Source organism: Shewanella marinintestina (assembly GCF_023283845.1).
GTDB lineage: Bacteria > Pseudomonadota > Gammaproteobacteria > Enterobacterales > Shewanellaceae > Shewanella > Shewanella marinintestina.
The window spans coordinates 62685-81117 of sequence record NZ_JAKILC010000018.1 but is presented as its reverse complement, the minus strand read 5'-3'; the positions used below and the strand labels follow the sequence as shown (position 1 = coordinate 81117).

Annotated in this window: 19 protein-coding genes and 1 riboswitch; of the genes, 8 read left to right on the top strand and 11 right to left on the bottom strand. The window is 42.7% G+C overall.

The genetic code is table 11. From position 1 onward, the window contains the following. Positions 1-183 precede the first annotated feature (183 nt). A riboswitch (FMN riboswitch) is annotated at positions 184-434 on the top strand. 159 nt (positions 435-593) lie between these two features. Both ribB and L2747_RS17425 read left to right on the top strand, forming a co-directional pair. Next, positions 594-1232 (top strand): 3,4-dihydroxy-2-butanone-4-phosphate synthase, encoded by a 639-nt coding sequence (gene ribB / locus L2747_RS17430; protein WP_249000280.1) that lies wholly within the window; start codon positions 594-596, stop codon positions 1230-1232. 299 nt (positions 1233-1531) lie between these two features. Further along, positions 1532-4756 (top strand): EAL domain-containing protein, encoded by a 3225-nt coding sequence (locus L2747_RS17425; protein WP_249000279.1) that lies wholly within the window; start codon positions 1532-1534, stop codon positions 4754-4756. A 62-nt stretch (positions 4757-4818) separates the two neighbouring features. Here L2747_RS17425 and ftnA read toward each other — a convergent pair whose 3' ends face one another. Further along, entirely contained in the window at positions 4819-5346 is a 528-nt protein-coding gene (gene ftnA / locus L2747_RS17420; protein ID WP_249000278.1) for a non-heme ferritin, read from the bottom strand. 347 nt (positions 5347-5693) lie between these two features. Here ftnA and moeA point away from each other — a divergent pair, with 347 nt between their 5' ends. Together moeA and moeB are read left to right on the top strand one after the other, a co-directional pair. Next, a complete protein-coding gene (gene moeA / locus L2747_RS17415) occupies positions 5694-6938 on the top strand; it encodes a molybdopterin molybdotransferase MoeA (protein WP_249000277.1) in 1245 nt (414 codons plus the stop codon). Positions 6939-6977: 39 nt separating this feature from the next. Continuing rightward, entirely contained in the window at positions 6978-7748 is a 771-nt protein-coding gene (gene moeB, locus L2747_RS17410) for a molybdopterin-synthase adenylyltransferase MoeB (RefSeq protein ID WP_249000276.1), read from the top strand. 70 nt (positions 7749-7818) lie between these two features. On the opposite strand, the gene L2747_RS17405 is transcribed toward moeB, so the two are convergent. Together L2747_RS17405 and katE1 are read right to left on the bottom strand one after the other, a co-directional pair. Continuing rightward, on the bottom strand, positions 7819-8418 hold the full coding sequence (locus L2747_RS17405) for an ankyrin repeat domain-containing protein (protein WP_249000275.1): 600 nt from the start codon (positions 8416-8418) through the stop codon (positions 7819-7821). A gap of 185 nt (positions 8419-8603) precedes the next feature. Beyond that, positions 8604-10118 (bottom strand): catalase KatE1, encoded by a 1515-nt coding sequence (katE1, locus tag L2747_RS17400; protein WP_249000274.1) that lies wholly within the window; start codon positions 10116-10118, stop codon positions 8604-8606. A gap of 374 nt (positions 10119-10492) precedes the next feature. Here katE1 and L2747_RS17395 point away from each other — a divergent pair, with 374 nt between their 5' ends. Then, on the top strand, positions 10493-10960 hold the full coding sequence (locus tag L2747_RS17395) for a DUF333 domain-containing protein (RefSeq protein ID WP_249000273.1): 468 nt from the start codon (positions 10493-10495) through the stop codon (positions 10958-10960). Between the two features lie 78 nt (positions 10961-11038). On the opposite strand, the gene L2747_RS17390 is transcribed toward L2747_RS17395, so the two are convergent. The 7 genes from L2747_RS17390 to L2747_RS17360 form a co-directional block, all read right to left on the bottom strand. After that, the gene (locus tag L2747_RS17390; protein ID WP_249000272.1) at positions 11039-11812 is read right to left on the bottom strand and encodes a hypothetical protein; all 774 of its coding nucleotides are present in this window, start codon (positions 11810-11812) and stop codon (positions 11039-11041) included. Further along, positions 11809-12294, bottom strand: coding sequence for an RNA polymerase sigma factor (locus tag L2747_RS17385; RefSeq protein ID WP_249000271.1), 486 nt, complete (start codon positions 12292-12294; stop codon positions 11809-11811). Before L2747_RS17385 ends, L2747_RS17390 begins: the two co-directional genes overlap by 4 nt. 1 nt (position 12295) lies before the next feature. Next, positions 12296-13084, bottom strand: a complete 789-nt coding sequence (locus tag L2747_RS17380; RefSeq protein WP_249000270.1) for an HvfC/BufC N-terminal domain-containing protein — start codon at positions 13082-13084, stop codon at positions 12296-12298. Beyond that, the gene (locus L2747_RS17375) at positions 13075-13944 is read right to left on the bottom strand and encodes an MbnB/TglH/ChrH family RiPP precursor modification enzyme (protein ID WP_249000269.1); all 870 of its coding nucleotides are present in this window, start codon (positions 13942-13944) and stop codon (positions 13075-13077) included. Before L2747_RS17375 ends, L2747_RS17380 begins: the two co-directional genes overlap by 10 nt. Beyond that, positions 13944-14228 carry a BufA1 family periplasmic bufferin-type metallophore gene (locus tag L2747_RS17370; protein WP_249000268.1) on the bottom strand — a complete coding sequence of 95 codons (285 nt, stop codon included), beginning with the start codon at positions 14226-14228 and terminating at the stop codon, positions 13944-13946. The genes L2747_RS17375 and L2747_RS17370 overlap by 1 nt, the downstream gene beginning before the upstream one ends. Positions 14229-14329: 101 nt before the next feature. Further along, positions 14330-14716, bottom strand: coding sequence for a thiol-disulfide oxidoreductase DCC family protein (locus L2747_RS17365; RefSeq protein WP_249000267.1), 387 nt, complete (start codon positions 14714-14716; stop codon positions 14330-14332). A gap of 2 nt (positions 14717-14718) precedes the next feature. Further along, positions 14719-15165, bottom strand: a complete 447-nt coding sequence (locus L2747_RS17360) for a DUF3429 domain-containing protein (RefSeq protein ID WP_220780920.1) — start codon at positions 15163-15165, stop codon at positions 14719-14721. Between the two features lie 146 nt (positions 15166-15311). On the opposite strand from L2747_RS17360, the gene folX reads away from it, so the two are divergent. The 3 genes from folX to folM are packed head-to-tail and all read left to right on the top strand — an operon-like array spanning position 15312 to position 17075. Continuing rightward, positions 15312-15677, top strand: a complete 366-nt coding sequence (gene folX, locus L2747_RS17355; RefSeq protein WP_249000266.1) for a dihydroneopterin triphosphate 2'-epimerase — start codon at positions 15312-15314, stop codon at positions 15675-15677. 36 nt (positions 15678-15713) lie between these two features. Then, the gene (gene folE / locus L2747_RS17350) at positions 15714-16361 is read left to right on the top strand and encodes a GTP cyclohydrolase I FolE (RefSeq protein WP_249000265.1); all 648 of its coding nucleotides are present in this window, start codon (positions 15714-15716) and stop codon (positions 16359-16361) included. 3 nt (positions 16362-16364) lie between these two features. Beyond that, a complete protein-coding gene (gene folM, locus L2747_RS17345; protein ID WP_249000264.1) occupies positions 16365-17075 on the top strand; it encodes a dihydromonapterin reductase in 711 nt (236 codons plus the stop codon). A 60-nt stretch (positions 17076-17135) separates the two neighbouring features. On the opposite strand, the gene gltS is transcribed toward folM, so the two are convergent. Then, positions 17136-18359, bottom strand: a complete 1224-nt coding sequence (gltS, locus tag L2747_RS17340; protein WP_249000263.1) for a sodium/glutamate symporter — start codon at positions 18357-18359, stop codon at positions 17136-17138. Positions 18360-18433 lie beyond the last annotated feature (74 nt).

Sequence of the window (18433 nt, the reverse complement as noted above, 5' to 3'; positions counted from 1 at the left end):
TACATCCAAATAGTCATATCGCGTGGAGTTGACGCGCGAAGTGTTAGTACACTTTAATCGATATTTTTGTTCGTTTATTGCGCTAGCGCGCCATTTTGCCACGTCAGCTTGTCATTTTATTCAATAAGGGGCAACATAGCGCCACTTGGTTAATGACTCTTCCCTTGAATGAGCATTAACCGGGATAATTCTCAGGGCGGGGTGTAATTCCCCACCGGCGGTAAGTTATTTAGTGATAAATCACCATATAAAAGCCCGCGAGCGCCTAGTTTACGCTATATAAATAGCGCTGAATATCAACTAGGGTCAGCAGATCTGGTAAACAGACCTTAACTACGACGCCCGTCGTTTCTAAGGTTGTACCTACTCCAGAGCCGACGGTAATGAGTATTGATGTAAGTCAGTACACTGAGTCCGGATGAAAGAGAATATAAGAAAAAACCAGAGAACCTTAAGCTATGGTTGGCTTTATGGGGCTCTGCGTTGATCTTATTATGCGCATCCCTTAATGCCACCTTTGGCTATAGGTATGTGCCATTTTCTGTACGCCCTGATTCTGGTCAACCCAATGTCGTATTTTAAGGATGTTATCCATGAATCAGTCTTTACTTGCCGCTTATGGCAATCCAATCGAACGTGTTAACGCTGCACTAACGGCACTACGCCAAGGCAAAGGTGTACTAGTCGTAGATGATGAAGATCGAGAAAATGAAGGCGATCTTATCTATTCAGCCGAAACGCTTACCAACCAACAAATGGCGCTGCTTATTCGTGAGTGCAGCGGTATTGTGTGTCTTTGTTTAACTGACGAACGAATCGAGCAGTTACAACTGCCGCCAATGGTCAGCGACAACAACAGCCAGTACGGCACCGCATTTACAGTGAGTATCGAAGCCAAACAAGGTGTCACTACCGGTGTTTCAGCGGCTGATCGTGTTACCACGATTAAGGCTGCGATTGCAGATAACGCTAAACCTGATGACTTAGCTCGTCCAGGCCATGTATACCCTTTACGTGCTCGTCCAGGCGGAGTATTAGAACGTCGCGGCCACACTGAAGGCACGGTAGACTTAATGAAGCTTGCCGGCTTAAGACCTTTTGGGGTGTTATGTGAAGTGACATTACCTGATGGCACTATGGCGCGCTTGCCAGAAATTATCGACTTTGGTCAGCAACACGATATGCCAGTACTGACGATTGAAGATATCGTGGCTTACCGTAATAGTCAGTAATACGTAACACCTGTGCAATAACGGCAATGATTAATAGTAATCACTGCCGTTTTTTTTTAGGTTAATCGTCAACTAATTAAGGCGATCTTGCATACAAAATCCAGAACTACATCAATCAAACTCTTGATTAAAAACACAATTGATATATTCGTTAAAAATCGTGACCTAGATTAGACTTTAGTTAATTAAGTAGGACAGCTTTGGTTTTATATGGTTATTATTCATCGCGCTTTTCTTTTACATTTCATCAGTACGGCATAGCCCTGCCATAACCATACCCTGTGGAGGGTCAACGCTGAATGCAATCCGTATTAAGCCGATTAAGCTTAAGGAGTAAACTCCTTCTATCTGCAGCTTTACCTGTATTTATATTGGTATTGCTTGCGATTGTTAGCGCGGCGACCTTACTAAAGCAATATCAGGATGCATCGGCAAACGTGCTAACAACTCAAGTTACCTTGGGTATAGAAAAGGTGATTTTTGAACTACAAAAAGAGCGTGGACTCTCAGCGGGCTACCATAGCAGCAGCGGTACTCTGTATAAACAGGAGCTTCAACAGCAGTGGCTTGCTACTGATAAAGCATTTCAACAGTTACTAGTAAACTCGTCACTTGAAGAAACTATAAATACCGTTAAAAGCGATATAAACCTGTTTAACGCTCTACAAGAACTCATCAGCAAAGCCAGCGCAGAGCGACGGAATTTAGATGCTGCTCGGCAAGATATCATTAAACTTAATACCCCTGAATTTTTTGATTTCTATTCGCAACAGACCTTAAACCTGATTAATTTTGTGTCGCAGCTGCGCTTTAAAAGCGATAAATCCTATCAAGTACTAGTGCAATCTGACTTAGTTAATATGCTAAAGGTGCAGGAGTTAGCAGGCCAAGAGCGAGGATTAATTAATCAGCTTTTATCTGCACCTATATTAGAACCTGAGTATTTCGAACGAGTGACTCAAATCAGCCTTCAGCTCGATAACGCTGCTGAAAACGCTTTCACTATGATGACACTCGATAACCGTGATAATTTCAGTCAATTATTAAATAGCCCTCAAATACAACAAATTTCCGATTACCGAGCTCAACTAAAACAACAGATTCATTTAGTAAAGCAAGCAGAACTCATCAGTGATTTAGTTGGCTATGGCGGGCTTAATTACAATTTTAACGGTTATTTGACCACTCTAAACCCTGACTATTTGGCAAGTTTTAAGAAAAACTACTTTACGCTGCAAGCTGCCTTAGAAAGTTTAAGCCACAATCAAACACTCAGCCCCAACCAACAGCTCTTAGTTAATACCCTACGACAAACAGCTGAAAATTATCAGGAGTTTGTGCTTCATGCTGAAGAAACTGGTCAACCTAAAGCCGATGTAACTCTCAAGTTCCTAGGCTTAGATATGGCCTTACATAGCAGTTTATATCGACTGCAACGACAAGTCCCTGTCGTTAACAGCCAAGTTTGGTGGCAATCTGCTAGTGTGGCCATCGATAAGCTACATCAGCTCAACCTACAACTGACTGAAAAAATTGCCCGTCAGAATGAGATAGAAAAACAGCAGATTATTTATTATCTCTACATCAGCTTATTTACTGGAATGCTATTTTTCTATTTAGTATTTTTATTAGGTAGAAGCATTGCTAACAATCTTATAGATTCTGTGACCTGCATAGTTGACGATGTTGAAAAGCTAGCAAAAGATCCAGATTTAGAACTCAACCTCGCACTAAATGGCAACGACGAACTGACTCAAATATCAAAGGCCATAAACCAAATGATGTCAGAGCGAATGAAGTCCAAACGCGCACTACACCAAGCTTCAGCCGTATTCAGCCACTCAGCTGAAGGCATTATGGTTACTGATGCCAATAATTGCATTGAACTAGTTAACCCAGCTTTTACCAAGATCACCGGTTACAACCTTGAAGATGTAAAAGGAAAAAAGCCTAGTATTTTAAGCTCAGGGCACCACACGCCAGAGTTTTATCAACAACTATGGCAATCACTGTCAGATAATAGTAGCTGGGAAGGTGAGATCTGGAACCAACGCAAAGACGGGCAAATATATCCTGAATACCTAAAAATAACGGCGGTCAAAAATAGCCACAATGAAACGATACAACATATTGGATTATTTTTAGATATCAGTAATAACAAGCAGTATGAGCAAGATATTTGGTATAAGAGTAATTACGATTCACTCACAAAGTTACCCAATCGACACTTATTTTCTTCGCGCTTACAACATGCAATAGATGCAGCTGTTCAACAAAATACTCAAGTCGCTATTTTCTTTATCGATTTAGACAGATTTAAGTACGTCAACGAGTTACATGGTCATACTGCTGGCAATAAAATACTAAAACAATCAGCAACCAGATTGGAAGCCGTACTTGGTATTCAAGACTCTATTGCTCGCATTGGCGGTGATGAATTCATTGTCATCGCACCACTTAATAATACAAGTGTAGGTGCAGAGCCTTTAGCACAAAAGCTCAGCGACGCCCTATCTCGCCCCTTCATATTAGATGGCAAAGAAATTAATATTTCATCTAGCTTCGGTATTGCCTTCTACCCAGAGGATGGTCAAGACATTGAGATGCTATTGCACAACTCTGAAACCGCCATGTACCAAGCTAAACGTGATGGTCGTGCGCATTACCAGTATTTCTCCCCAGAAATGAACGTTGAAATGCTCGCAAGAATGCAGCTTGAGCAACGACTCCGCAAAGCAGTAAAGCAATCAGAGTTTCACCTTGAATATCAACCTATCGTCGATATGCGTAGCGGCGCAGTTACCAGTGTTGAAGCGTTAATTCGCTGGCAAGATCCTGAGTACGGCTTAATTTCACCAGAACACTTTATTCCCATTGCAGAAGAAACCGGACTAATTGAACCCTTGGGCGAATGGATCTTACATCAAGCCCTAACCGACTTGAATCAGCTACATAGCCAAGGGTTAATGATTAATATGGCCATAAATGTATCTGGCCGCCAATGTATAAACTCCAAAGGTATTAGTTTTTACGATGTACTCAATGATGCATTAATGCAGCACGCAATTGCCGCGCAATATGTACATATTGAAATTACCGAGAGCATACTCATTGAAGATAAACCTATGTGCCTAAAAGTCTTAGAAGCGATCAAGGAACTAGGCGTAGAGATCTATCTTGATGATTTTGGCACGGGGTACTCAGCATTAAGCTATCTAACTAAATGCCCGATTTCCGTCATCAAAATAGATAAAAGCTTTATTGATAAAATACTTATCGATCCGTCAGACGAAAAACTGATTAGAGCAATTGTAATGATGGCGCAAAATCTCGATTTGCCTCTAGTCGCAGAAGGGATTGAAACAATTGAACAATGGAGATTCTTGAATGCTTTAGGCTGTGACTATGCCCAAGGCTACTTAATGTCCAAGCCATTACCAAGCATTAAGCTATTAGCGCACTTACAACAAGCAAAACCGTTTGACTACTTAACCTTGCCAACTGGATTAGCAGTAGTGCAGTAGCAATACAACCATAGATAAAAAAATAGCAGCCAGTGGCTGCTATTTTTTACAAAAGCTAACGCTTACTCTGCAGCGCTAGTCATTACGCTTGCTGATTCTTCAACAGCCATTTGTGCCAAGTCTTTATCAACAAAGAATAGCGCCTTACCATCTTCACCCACTAGGCGGATTTTATCTACGATAGACTTAAATAGCTTTTCTTCTTCATGCTGCTCTGACACATACCACTGTAAAAAGTTAAAAGTTGAGTAATCTTGGTTAGTGAATGCTGCATGAGCAAGCTCATTAATCTTCTTAGTGATTAATTGTTCATGCTCATAAGTGTATTCAAAAAGCGCTAGCAATGACGGAAATTCAGCTTGCGGAGCTTCAATCGTCCCTAGTAATGGCATACCACCTGTTTCACTCACGTAAGTAAATAAACGCTGCATATGGCCCATCTCTTCGTCAGCATGAGCGCGCATGAACTTAGCTGCACCTTCAAACCCTTTATCTTCACACCATGCACTCATTTGCAGGTAAAGGTTAGAGGAGAAGAACTCCATATTGATCTGGTCATTTAACTGGTCAATCATCTTCTGGGCCAACATATCAAATCCTTAATGCTTTCGGTTTATCGCACATTGTTATCAAGCTAGTTAATAATTGCAATAAAATTTACTTAAGTGATTGTTAATTAAATAATAATAGTTTTCATTTACAGCATTTCAAGTTACCTTGATTACGATCTTTTTTAACAAAAAAGTCAGTTAAATCAGACTTAAGGCGCTTGTTAGACTTCAAATAGCCCTAACTTAATGATTGCCATTAATGACTATTCTATTTTAATTGTGTTTAAAAACTGCCGCGCAGATCATAGCCATCTGTAATCACCATGGCATAATGCACTATATTCGTTTTTACTTAACGTTCCGATTAACGTCCCAAGGATAGATAGATGCAGACTCATGCAGATCCATGTTCTCAACCTAGCCTCATGCATCCCGATCAGGCTATCGTTAAACTATTAGAACAAGTTAAGCCAATCACAGACTCTGAAGTCGTGACATTACCGCAAGCGTTAGGCCGAGTTCTCGCCGAAGATCTTGCCTCACATATTGATCTCCCGCCATTTAACAACTCTGCGATGGACGGCTACGCCTTTAATTTTGCCGATCTTAATGCAGGTTCTCCGCTAAAACTTATTGGCCAGTCTTTTGCGGGTCACCCTTTTACAGGTAAGTGCATTGCAGGTGGCTGCGTTCGTATAATGACTGGCGCACCACTACCAAGTGGCTATGACACTGTGCAGATGCAAGAAAAAGTCAGTGCTGATGGTGACCAAATCAGTATTGAAGCCCCTAAAGAGCTGGGTGCCAATGTACGCTACCGTGGTGAAGAACTTACAAGTGGCACCAAAGTATTAACCGCTGGCACCTTAATTGGTGCCGCAGAAATGGGCGTACTGGCAACTATCGGCGCTAGCCAGTTACGTGTTAAACGTATTGTTAAAGTGGCATTTTTCTCAACCGGTGATGAACTGCGCCCTGTTGGCAGCGAACTGGGCCCAGGCCAGATCTACGACTCTAATCGCTATAGTATTCAAGGTCTGCTGAGCCGTGGCAATATTGAATGGATCGATTTGGGCGTTATTGAAGACGACAAAGAAGCCATTCGCCAAGCCTTTAAGACTGCCTCAGAGTGTGCCGATATGGTGCTGACATCTGGCGGTGTATCAGTTGGTGATGCTGATTACACTAAGCAGATTTTAGACGAAGAGGGTGAAATTACTTTTTGGAAACTGGCTATTAAGCCAGGCAAACCTTTTGCTTTTGGTCACTTAGGTAACGCCGTATTCTGCGGACTGCCGGGGAATCCAGTATCTTCAATGGTGACATTCTATAAACTAGTATGGCCATTATTAACCAAAATGCAGGGCTTACCACAAACAAAACCAGTAACTCTAACGGCAACCTTAAAAGGCGAGATCCGCAAACACGCAGGTCGTGTAGAATACCAACGTGCCATTTTAAGTTATAACGCAGCAGGTGAAGCTGAAGTCGCAATTACCGGTGGCCAAGGCTCAGGCATGCTGACCTCAATGACCTTGGCAAATTGCTTTATTATCTTAGCGCAAGATTGTGATGGCCTAAGTAATGGTGCTCAAGTCACTGTAGAACCTTTTAATGGTGTGCTTTGCTAACGCAAACACTGTACTGATTTAGTTGAAGAGACCCAATTGATGTCTACCGAACAACCGGCAACGGATGAAATATTATCTGACGCTGAGATTTTACGTTACAGCCGCCAAATATCGATTAAATCGATGGATTTCGACGGCCAAGAAAAGCTTAAGCAAGCCAAGGTATTGATCATTGGTGCTGGCGGTTTAGGTTGTGCAGCGAGCCAGTATCTAGCTGTGGCTGGTGCAGGTTCAATGACCTTAGTGGATTTTGACACCGTTGAGATCTCAAACTTACAGAGACAAGTTTTACATCAAGATGCCAATGTAGGCCAAGCAAAGGTCGATTCAGCGCAACAGAGCTTAACGGCGCTAAATCCACATATCGAAATTAATACTATCAACGCAGTTCTCGATGATCATGAAATCGAAGCGCTTGTAGAGCAGCACAGCATCATTATGGATTGCACCGATAACGTTGCAGTGCGGGAACAACTCAACCAGAGTTGCTTTAAGCATAAAAAACCGTTGATTTCAGCAGCCGCAATTCGTATGGAAGGCATGGTCACTGTATTTGACTATCAAGACAGCACACCTTGCTATCATTGTTTCAGTAAACTATTTGGTGAGCAACAGCTTAGCTGTGTTGAATCAGGCATATTGGCACCTGTGGTGGGTATGATTGGTTGTCTCCAAGCGGTAGAAGCCATTAAAGTGATCACCAATATGGGGAAAACCTTAGCGGGACGTATTTTGATGATCGATGCCATGACCATGGAATTTCGCGAAATGAAACTACCGAAGATGCCACAATGTAAGGTATGCGGCTAACCACTTAGTTTTATTTTAACCCGTCGGGGTCTTCCTATATCCACCGACGAGATAAATCAAAAACGCAGCCTTAAGGTTGCGTTTGTTTTTTTGCTGCGATGCTCGCATCCTTAAGCTTATCTCCTTGCCCCCAGTATCTAGCAAACTCTTCTAACGTCATTCCCGATTTATTGGTTAGCCCAGCTTCGCACTCTTGGCGGTATAGTTGCGTTATAATTTCAAATTCAGCCTTAATAACTGCTGCCATAATAGCAGTATTGCCACGCTTATCTTGCAAACATGCATTGGCTCCTTGCTCCAATAAGACTGCAGTAGCTTGTTGTTGCCCATGATAAGCCGCAACCATTAGAGCGGTATAACTCTCGCTATTACGCTGATCAATTGGAAACCCTGAGTCAACAAAATGAGCTAGCACTTCAACGTCGCCCGTTCTTGCGGCCGCGAAAAAGTAATTCACTAAAAGCTGAGTGTAGCCAAGTTGATACTTCTCTTCTAAATCACTGCGTTCTTCTGTCGTAACAGCCTTATCTACGCCAACATACTTGTCTGCCAAACTAGGCTGAACAGTAACTGTAGACTTGGCCAGCACATCACTGGTGCTAAAAAAAATGGCTACAAGCGTCAGCCAAACCAAAGCAAGATTTTGTTTCACTGAAAAATACTGATACATAAACTAGATCTCCATAGTCCAGACCTAAACCCAATAGACTGCCGATGAATCACCATTATCAACTGAGTTATCGGTATTATGGTTGCCCGCAAGACGCACTCTAAACTGGGCAGAACAGAGCAACACGCGCCTCACGGGACTTTTTTAAAAATAGTTAACACCAGCCCTATAGGTATTAATGACGGTTAAATATTGGCCCGCCTTTTCACTTCACCTAAATCACCCGATACAGATTGGGTTAAACGTTTACCAAAATCTTTATCGGCCAGATAGAAGTAGCTCAGCATTTGATGCTTAACATCGGTGTCTTGCACCTTACCTAAGTCACCCGACAGATTAGTGATCAGATCCTGCTTATCTTGTTTGCTCAAACTACGATACAAAACACCTGCTTGAGTAAAGTTATCTTGCTTAGCTATCACAGCTTGCTGCACAGTGCCCGAAAGCGGTGTCTGCACTGCGCGGTATCGCGGTTCTTCAACTAACGCTAACTGCTTGCTTGGCTGGTAATTCACATCAGAGCTTGTGTAACCATAGTTAGCCGCCCCTTCTTGGTTATGATTAGCCACCAGCACTTTAGGCTGGTTAATAGGTAGCTGAGACAAATTAGCCCCTAGTCGATAAAGCTGTGTATCGGCGTAAGAGAAAATACGTCCCTGAAGTAACTTATCTTCTGACGGTTCAATTCCGGGAATTAAATTAGAAGGTGCAAAAGCGGCTTGTTCTGTTTCTTGAAAGAAGTTGGTCGGTACGCGGTTCAACGTCATAGTTCCGACTTTGGTTTCAGGCACATCTAGCCACATCTTTGTTGCATCAAGCGGGTTGTAATCAAACTTGTTGAGATCCTCTGGGCGCAATACCTTGACCATAAGATCCCACTTTGGGTAGTTGCCTTGATTGATCTCGCTATACAGATCCTCTGTTAGGTGATTGAAGTTTTGCCCCTGAATTTTAACTACTTCATCTGGGCGTAAGCCTTCAACCCCCTGCTGGCTTTTCCAATGAAACTTAACGTATTTAACTTGATGCTCATCATTAATGAACTTGTAAGCGTGTACTCCCCAGCCATCCATTTTTCGGTAGCTAGAAGGGGTACCCAAGTTGGTATAAACCCACGTTAGCATGTTAGTAGCCGTCGATTCATGACTAAAAAAGTCAAAGAAACGGTTTGGATCTTGAAGGTTAGTAATTGGCGATGGCTTTAGTGAATGCACCATATCGGGAAACTTTATCGCATCTCGAATAAAGAAAACGGGCAGGTTATTACCCACTAGGTCCCAATTACCTTGTTCGGAGTAAAAACGTGTAGCAAATCCACGAGGGTCACGCAGTGTTTCAGGAGAGCCTTTTGAATGAATAACTGTAGAAAATCGAACAAAAACCGGTGTGATTTTGCCTTCTTTCGCAAATGGTGCTGCTTGGGTCAACTCATTCAAGTCACTGCTAGAAACAAACTCGCCATGAACACCAGTTCCTCTAGCATGCACGACTCGCTCAGGGATCCTTTCTCGCGCAAATCTTTGTAGCTTCTGGACTAATTGGACGTCTTGTAGCAATACGCTGCCATGACTACCTGCCGTAATTGAATTTTGGTTATCTCCAACTGGAGCACCATTATCACGAGTTAAGGTGTCAGCCTGGGCATTAACAGCAACTAAACCCAGTGATAGGGCGAAGCCTGCTTTTTTTACTATTTCCATGAGTATTCTCTTAATTAACAACGTACGCTCTTTCTGCCCAAAAACAGTTTGAGCGATATTGTCAGTTAAAAGAAGCGGTCTTTATCGATTGGATATATCGCAAAAACCTATTACGTCAATACCAAATATTACTAACCAGCTATAAAAAAGAATAATTATCCAAAGAGAACGGTGAAGTCGTTATAGCGAATAAACATAATAAACTTCAATTTTTATACTTACAGTTAAGACAAATGGGTTACAACGACTGACTTGAACTCGAGAAAAAGCTTCCGTAAATTAATATTCAATGGAATAACCCTTTTAGGCTGTTATTACGTTAGTAACATTATCAACCTAATATCAAGCCTGCTAAAACTCGCACGGAGTCGCTAATGAATACTCGTATACTACAAACTCAATATGTAAAAATCACTGCTATCGCAACAGCCATCCTACTGCTAGCTGGCTGTAATCCCGCCCCTAAAGAACCGGTAGACTCAGTAGAAGTCAAAAGCCAAGTTCAGCTTGCCAATCCCGCTTCAACTTACTGCGTATCGCTAGGCGGAACAGTGGATATTGAGAAGCAAGCTCAGGGTGAAGTAGGCTATTGCAGCTTACCAAGTGGCGAACGTATAGAGGAGTGGACCTTGTATCGTAAAGATCATCCACAAAGAACAGAAGCAGCAACAACGAGCGTAGAACATAAGCCTCAGGTCGGTTTGCCGAACCCGGCAACTAAAAACTGTATCGAACAAGGTGGTACTGTGGACTTAACCACTAGCATTTGTACCTTACCGAGTGGAGAGCAAATCGAGCAGTGGCAGCTATACCGCAGAGATACAGGTGCTGCACAACAATAGAATAATGAACAGGTCTTATTTTAACAGGGGCTTTAACACTATTGCCTCAGCCCCTGTTTAAATGTTCTAGTAAAGCGGTTACTCAATTGAACGAGCCGAGGCCATCAATAAGCCCTTTTCAACCCAAATAGACACTAAGACGCCCCTAACAATATGTTCAATGGGCTTATCACCCGCTTCAATCATTGGCAGCTTGCCATATAAGCTTTGGTCATATTGCACCTCGTATAAGGTAATGGCTTTATCTTGTTCGACAAAGCGGATTTGCGCAGCTGTCAAACCTTGAATAGAGCAATAACGCCCCCCCAACATCTGACTATTGTTAGTTATTAGTCTTGAGCTAACCAATTTAAAATCTAATTGGATAAAATAATCTCGTAAATCGGATAGCCTTTGCGTTTGCACCTCTAATGGCTTCATCTTGATATGGTTTTTTGCCACTTCCTCGGCAATCTTCCAATCCATTGTCTGCCGTATCAACGATGACTTAGCGCTACCAAAAGGATTCCCCAATTTCGATTGCCAAATAATATGCGAATAAAACTGCGCACCCAGTACTATCAATAAAAAAATACTTGCTGCCACTGTCAGCAGCGGCTTTGATCGATAACTATGCCAACCTCTATTTCTGGGCTCATTTGCTAACTCAGCAGCAGTATCAGCTTGAGTATTCTTATTATCGCAATTTTTAGCGCCGTTTTTTATGCCTACAGATAAAAGCTCACTTTGCTCAATATCAGTCAGTAGCGCCTCCACTCTTGCAATGCCGCTGTCACTTAATGATTGGTTTTCTATATGCTGCTTTATCTTGGCTTTAAAATTGATTTCAGGGGTATCAGGTTTGTTAGTCATTTCGTCTGCCCCCTTACCAACTTTGATGATTGATCTAGCTCTAAAGCAACTGACTTTAATTTAATACGATGTAAGCGCGACAATATACTGCCTCTAGGTTGTCCCAAATCTTCTGCAATCTCTGCGGTGCTAAACCCCTCAACGGCCCATAGGTAAAGCACTTCTCTTTCTGCAGCATTTAGCCTGTCAAACAAATGCTCAATTAAGTCATGTTGAATAAAAATCTCTTCTAAACACCTTTCATCCAGCAATGCTGGCGCATTTTCATCTAATGATTCAAAGTCCACCACCTTTAACCTACGGCAGTCATCGATAAATTGATTACGGATAATCGCTCTAATATAAGCTCGTGGATTTGCTGGTTTAGCTCGACATTTGATCCAACGCTCGATAGAGGTTTGCAGTAAGTCTTCAGCTTGAGAGGAGTGAGCCGTTAGACAGTAACAATAGCGATACAGCGCCTGCAGCAACTCTCTGTCCATGTTAACGTTCCGACTTCTGAGGAGTAGGTAAATAGAAACCACAAATCCACTGACGCCCAATCAACTTAGGCAACAAGCTGATATCGTGCTCGGAATGGGTAATTTGCGCTAGGTTTTGCCCTGCTTGTACTGCTTGTAACAGTTGCATCTCTGCTTGAGTTGTAGCACTCAAGCTAACTTTAAATCGGTCGCGATGGACTAGTAGATAATGACAAGGCTCCCCTGCAGGAGTTTCTATACCTTGTAACTCTTTATGCCTAATCCATACCTGTTGCACTGGGTACTGACAGCTCAGTAGTGCCAGATCTGGCCGCAGCAACAGTATCGCTTGCTGCTGCACTTTTTCGCTAAGCTCAGCCAACGCATCTAAATGATAGTGCGGGGCTTGTAAAAAAGTGGGCAAATCCATGGCGTAATAACTTTGATTTATTTGCCACTCCAACTCGGCCAGTTCAGGTAAATATGGCAAATCTACAAAGGCTGAGTGCTGGCTAACTTCATCAGCTAGCCAGCGGGGAAAATCCCGACCATAACGATTTAAATTACTATCCTTGAGCGGATATTGTTGACAATAACCTTTAACGAACTGCGTAAAACAGATGTCACCTACCACCTCTTTACAAACGGGAAACACCAGTTGTAAGGCTCCCACTAACGCTTGGAAGGTGTTATTGCGATAGATATCTACCCGCTTTAGCTCCCGCTCATTAACAAGCTGATTTAACCTGTTAGCATTTCCTTTCGACTCCAGAGCATCGATAAATGCCGACTGCCAATCTGTTAGGCGCATTGTTCATCACCAGCGTTGTTATCTCTAATACCGGACGTAATTGCAGTTCGCAAGATGCCTGCAGCAACTTGCTGCTCTTGTAGTAATCGCGCTAGCGTTGGCAAATCACTATCCCATTCAATCATGCTAGGTATGGCCCCATGTTGATTAATATAAGACTTAAATACCGCCCAAACTTTAGGGTCTATAGGGTGGTTATGAGCGTCCAGCAAGTAATCCCCTTTATCGTGAAATCCTGCAAGATGGATCTGCTTAACTCGCTCGATTGGGATTGTCTGCAAAAATGACGACATTGACTGCTGTAAGTTAACGCTAGTGACAAAGGCATTATTGATATCGAGCAACAAATAACAATCCGCCTCTGCTGCGATTGCAGCAATAAACTCCCCTTCACTAAGCTCGTTGTAACGACAACTCATATAGGTAGACACATTTTCTAATAAAATCCTTTCACCCATAAAATCCTGGGTTTGCCTAATCCTTTGGCTAATATGCATCACAGCTTCTTGGGTGTATGGCAATGGTAATAGATCTGCCACTTTATATGTTTCGTTACCAGAAAAACTGGCGTGCTCAGAATACCAGTGAGCACCGGTTTGCTGTTTAAGCGTTTTGATTTGTTGCAGGTAATTAACATCGAGCGGGTTTGGGCCGCCTAGAGATAAACCAACACTGTGCAATACGATAGGGAATCGTTCACTTACAGCCTGTAATAAATGTTGATTGAGCCCACCAGCAACCAGCCAATTGTCAGCAAGCACTTCAAGCCACGGTACCTCTATACTTTCATCGGCCAATAGTTGTTGCGCATGAGGTAAGCGCAGGCCAATGCCTGCACCCGATATCTCAGACTTAAGCACTAGCTTTTAGCCGGTTTAACCGCTTTAACTTCACCACCGGTTATTTTGTCGCAGGTGCCCGCTGGAACGTACACCCACTCTGTAGGCATATTGTCTTCTTTGGCTTGCCCTGCACAACCATGGCTACCATCTAACGCACCACAATCATTAGCGCCAGCTTTTGCAATGCCTGCACACTTTTCCCACTCTTTAGGCTGATCGGGCACAGCTTGGGCGCCGATTGAAATACTCGCCGCCAGAATACCCGCCACCGTTGCACCAACTGCCGTATTAGTCGATTTCATGTTAGTAATCCTTTTGATTGGTAAGATGTTCAATAGCTATAACGAATGAACCGGGCTATTGATTGCATCACAGTCAAAAGTAATTCTAGTCGAACCTGAAATTAACGCGGGCAAGTCCCCCCTTCACAACGCTGCTTTCCGGTTAAAAGGTAAGAAATGCGGTATCTATGTTTGGCAAAAAAACGGTAGCCGAGATCAGCTGCGGGCTTAAACAGTGGACACCTTAGTAATTTTACGTAGCGTTCCTTACCTACAGCAGCCCACGCCTCGTAAGTCACATCTAAGCCTTTGATTAAGGTACCATCAGCCAGTTCACCATGCAGAATACGGTTAGCGAGGATAAAATCGATATAGGGGTATTTCTCAGAAAAGTCATCTTGATTGAGATCTTGTAGCTCAATATCATCGTTATGGTCGAGTGCTTTTATCTGCTGCATTTCAGCATCACAAAGCGGACACAATGAGTCGTAGAATATTCTTAATTTCATCTTTACCCTCCAAACAGAATATTTATCAACATCAAAAAATGCGTCAACAGTGCCACGCTAGTCAACCTCACTCGCATACGGCGATACTCTTGATCGACAGGTAAGTTTTGACAGTTTTTTTCGATGCTAAGCAAACTAAAGTAACCGAAAGACAAAGTTACCAATCCCACAGCAGGAACCGCTAACAATAATGAAAACCACGCCAGCAATGCATAAAGATTACTTAAGATAAGCAAGTTGCCGATGTTATTGCTGGCGTACAAAGACAGAACTCGGCCCCAGAGCGTACCGGCCAAAAAACTCAAAATGGTGGCGCTGTAACTGATAAATGCAAATTTAGGATCCAGCCAAGGTGTCACCCAGCCAGCCCAACTCATTACTGTGGTGATAATAAAGGGCAACAATCCTGCGTATCCTAAACCTAGCCAAATTGTTTTCTCACTTTTCATTGCATTTATCTCAGCCTAAATAGTAAAAATAAGTACGCATCAACAAGCGATTTAGATCTTTACTACTGAGCAATAAACGGTAACAGATGATCTAAATTACTGAATATTGCGTACTCTGGCCTATAGTTAAATGAAAAGGACTGCCTATGACCACCAGCAATGCGATCATCAAAATAACCAATTTACGTCTGCGGACCTTTATTGGATTCAACTTAGAAGAAAGACAAAAAATGCAGGATGTGGTGATAAATATAGAGATTCACTACCCAGCTCAAAACGCAATTCGCGAAGATAATGTCGAAGAAGCACTTAACTATAAGAGAATCACCAAAGCAGTGATTCAACATGTGGAGGAAGGTCGTTTTCTACTGCTAGAAAAGCTGGTATCAGACATTTTAGATATTAGCCGTGATCATGCGTGGGTGCAGTTTGCTCGCGTAACAGTAGATAAGCCACACGCCTTACGTTTTGCCGACTCAGTATCGCTCAGTCTTGAATATCACCGTGACTAACACACAAAAAATTCAAGCATAAGCTAGGAGGTACTTATGGATTTATCACAAGCAGATCAAGTACGAAATGCCCTGATCTCTCAAGGGTTGGAAACACCATTGACTCCATCCGATATGGATAACCAACAAAAATATGAACGTATTAAAGGCTTAATGACGGAGGTCGTATCCACTCTAGGGTTGGATCTTACGGACGATAGCCTTTGCGAGACCCCACATCGAATAGCCAAAATGTACGTAAATGAGATTTTTGCTGGGCTTGATTACGCTAACTTTCCGAAAATAGCCCAAATTGAAAATAAGATGGGTGTCGATGAAATGGTCAAAATAAGTGATATTAGCGTTGTCAGCACCTGTGAACATCACTTTATTACCATCGATGGTTTAGCGAGTGTGGCCTATATCCCTAAAAATAACATCATCGGCTTATCTAAAATCAATCGTATCGTGCGATTTTTTGCTCAGCGCCCCCAAGTGCAAGAACGCTTAACTAAGCAGGTTATGGTGGCCTTGCAAACTTTGCTTGGGACTGATGATGTGGCTGTAAGCATTAATGCTACTCACTACTGCGTGAAATCTCGCGGTGTTATGGATACCCAATCACAAACCCAAACCACTGCGCTAGGCGGAAGTTTTAAATCCGATCCATCAACCCGTAGTGAATTTCTCAGACAAAATAGGTAATACATGGCGCAAACAATTTTAATTACCGGTGTTGGTAAGCGTGTCGGGCTTTATTTAGCAACTCATTTGACTAATGAAGGCTATCAAGTCATCGGTACCTATCGCACCCTGCGCCCTGAGTTGCAGCAACTAGAAGCTCTGGGGGTACAACTATACAGTTGTGATTTTTATCAGCCAGAGCAAACCGAGCAGCTGATAACAAACATCAAACAGTCATACCCTAGTCTCAGAGCCATTATCCATAATGCATCTGACTGGCTACCAGATACTGATCACGCCAATCCGTTAGCCACAATAGAACAGATGATGCGTATTCACGCTAGCACGCCCTACGCCATTAATCAGGCGCTAACGCCGTTGTTGCACAATAACGCTTCCCCTTTTGCCGATATCATTCACATTACCGATTACGTCGTTGATAAAGGGAGTAAGAAGCACGCGGCCTATGCCGCGAGTAAGGCAGCATTGCATAGCTTAACTTTGTCTTTTGCTGCCAAACTGGCGCCTAAGATAAAGGTCAACAGCATAGCCCCTGCTATGTTGATGTTTAATCTCGATGACGATGTTCACTATAAGCAAAAGGCACTTAAAAAAGCGCTTATACAGCAAGAAGGCGGTGAAGCTGAAGCGTTAAAAGCGGTGAAGTACCTGCTTGATAGTCAGTATATGACCGGACAAAGTTTGAAAATTGATGGCGGACGCCATCTAGTTTAAGCCAAAATGAACAACAAAAAAGGCACGCTAAGCGTGCCTTCTCTCTGGACTACTGACGGTTTATAGAATAAAACCAATATAGCCCTGCAACACAATTAAGTTAACGATATCGATAAAGAACGCACCAACGATAGGCACAACCATAAACGCTTGTGGTGACGGACCATTACGAGAAACTAATGCCCCCATGTTCATCACTGCAGTAGGTGTTGCCCCCATACCAAAGCCACAATGGCCGCCCGCCATAACTGCTGCGTCGTAGTTTGAGCCCATAACTCTAAATGTTACAAAGTAAGCAAAGCAAGCTAAAACAACAGTTTGTACCATCAAAATAATCAATAGCGGAATGGCTAAATCAAAAATTTCCCACAGCTTTAAGCTCATCAGCGCCATTGCTAAGAACAACGACAACGCCACCGTACCTAAGATATCAACGCACTCGTTATTCATCTTATAGCCACGAGTCATTTCTGTTAGATTGGTAATTATTACCCCAAGAAATAACGCATAGACAAAATCAGGCATCTTTAACCAGCTGATATCAAAGCTTGCAACTAAAGTCCCTACCCACCTGGCACCCGCCACACACAACATAATTATAAACAGGGTTTCTAGTACACTTTTAGCGGTAACGTTATCTTCTTCAAGCTGATCATAGGTCACCAAATCTGGATGGTCTTTATGGTGGTTGCCACCAATACCATATGACGACTCTAGCTTATTCTTATCAATTAACTTTTGCGCTACTGGTCCACCAATAATACCGCCCATGACTAGTCCAAATGTGGCAGCAGCCATAGCAAACTCTAGGGTGTTCATATTGTAGTGGTCTGCAAATGTTTGCGACCACGCAGCGCCAGTGCCATGCCCACCTGAAAGTGTAATAGAGCCAGCAACCAGACCCATTAAGGGATCTAAGCCAAGCATAGTTGCCAAGCTCACACCTACCGCGTTCTGTAAAATGATGTAAATTGACGCAATACCAAGAAAAATGAAGACCTTTTTGCCACCGCGGGCTAGCAGTTTATAACTGGCAGCAAGGCCAACCGTACTGAAAAACATCAGCATCAGCGTATTTTGCATTGGCAGTGAAAACGCTAAGGTAATATTCTGAAAATGAAGCACTGTGATAGCAGCTGCGACAACCAGGCCGCCGATAATGGGCTCTGGGATATTGTACTTTTTGAAAAAAGGAACGTGACGATTGACTGTGTGGCCGATAAACAATACCAAGATGGCGACCAAAAACGATTCTAGTTCTCCGATTGAATATACAGTATTCATGAAACTCCTATCCGTTAGGTTTTGTAGTAAACAACCTACAAAACCAAAATTAGCCGGCTATTCTGGCATATTCA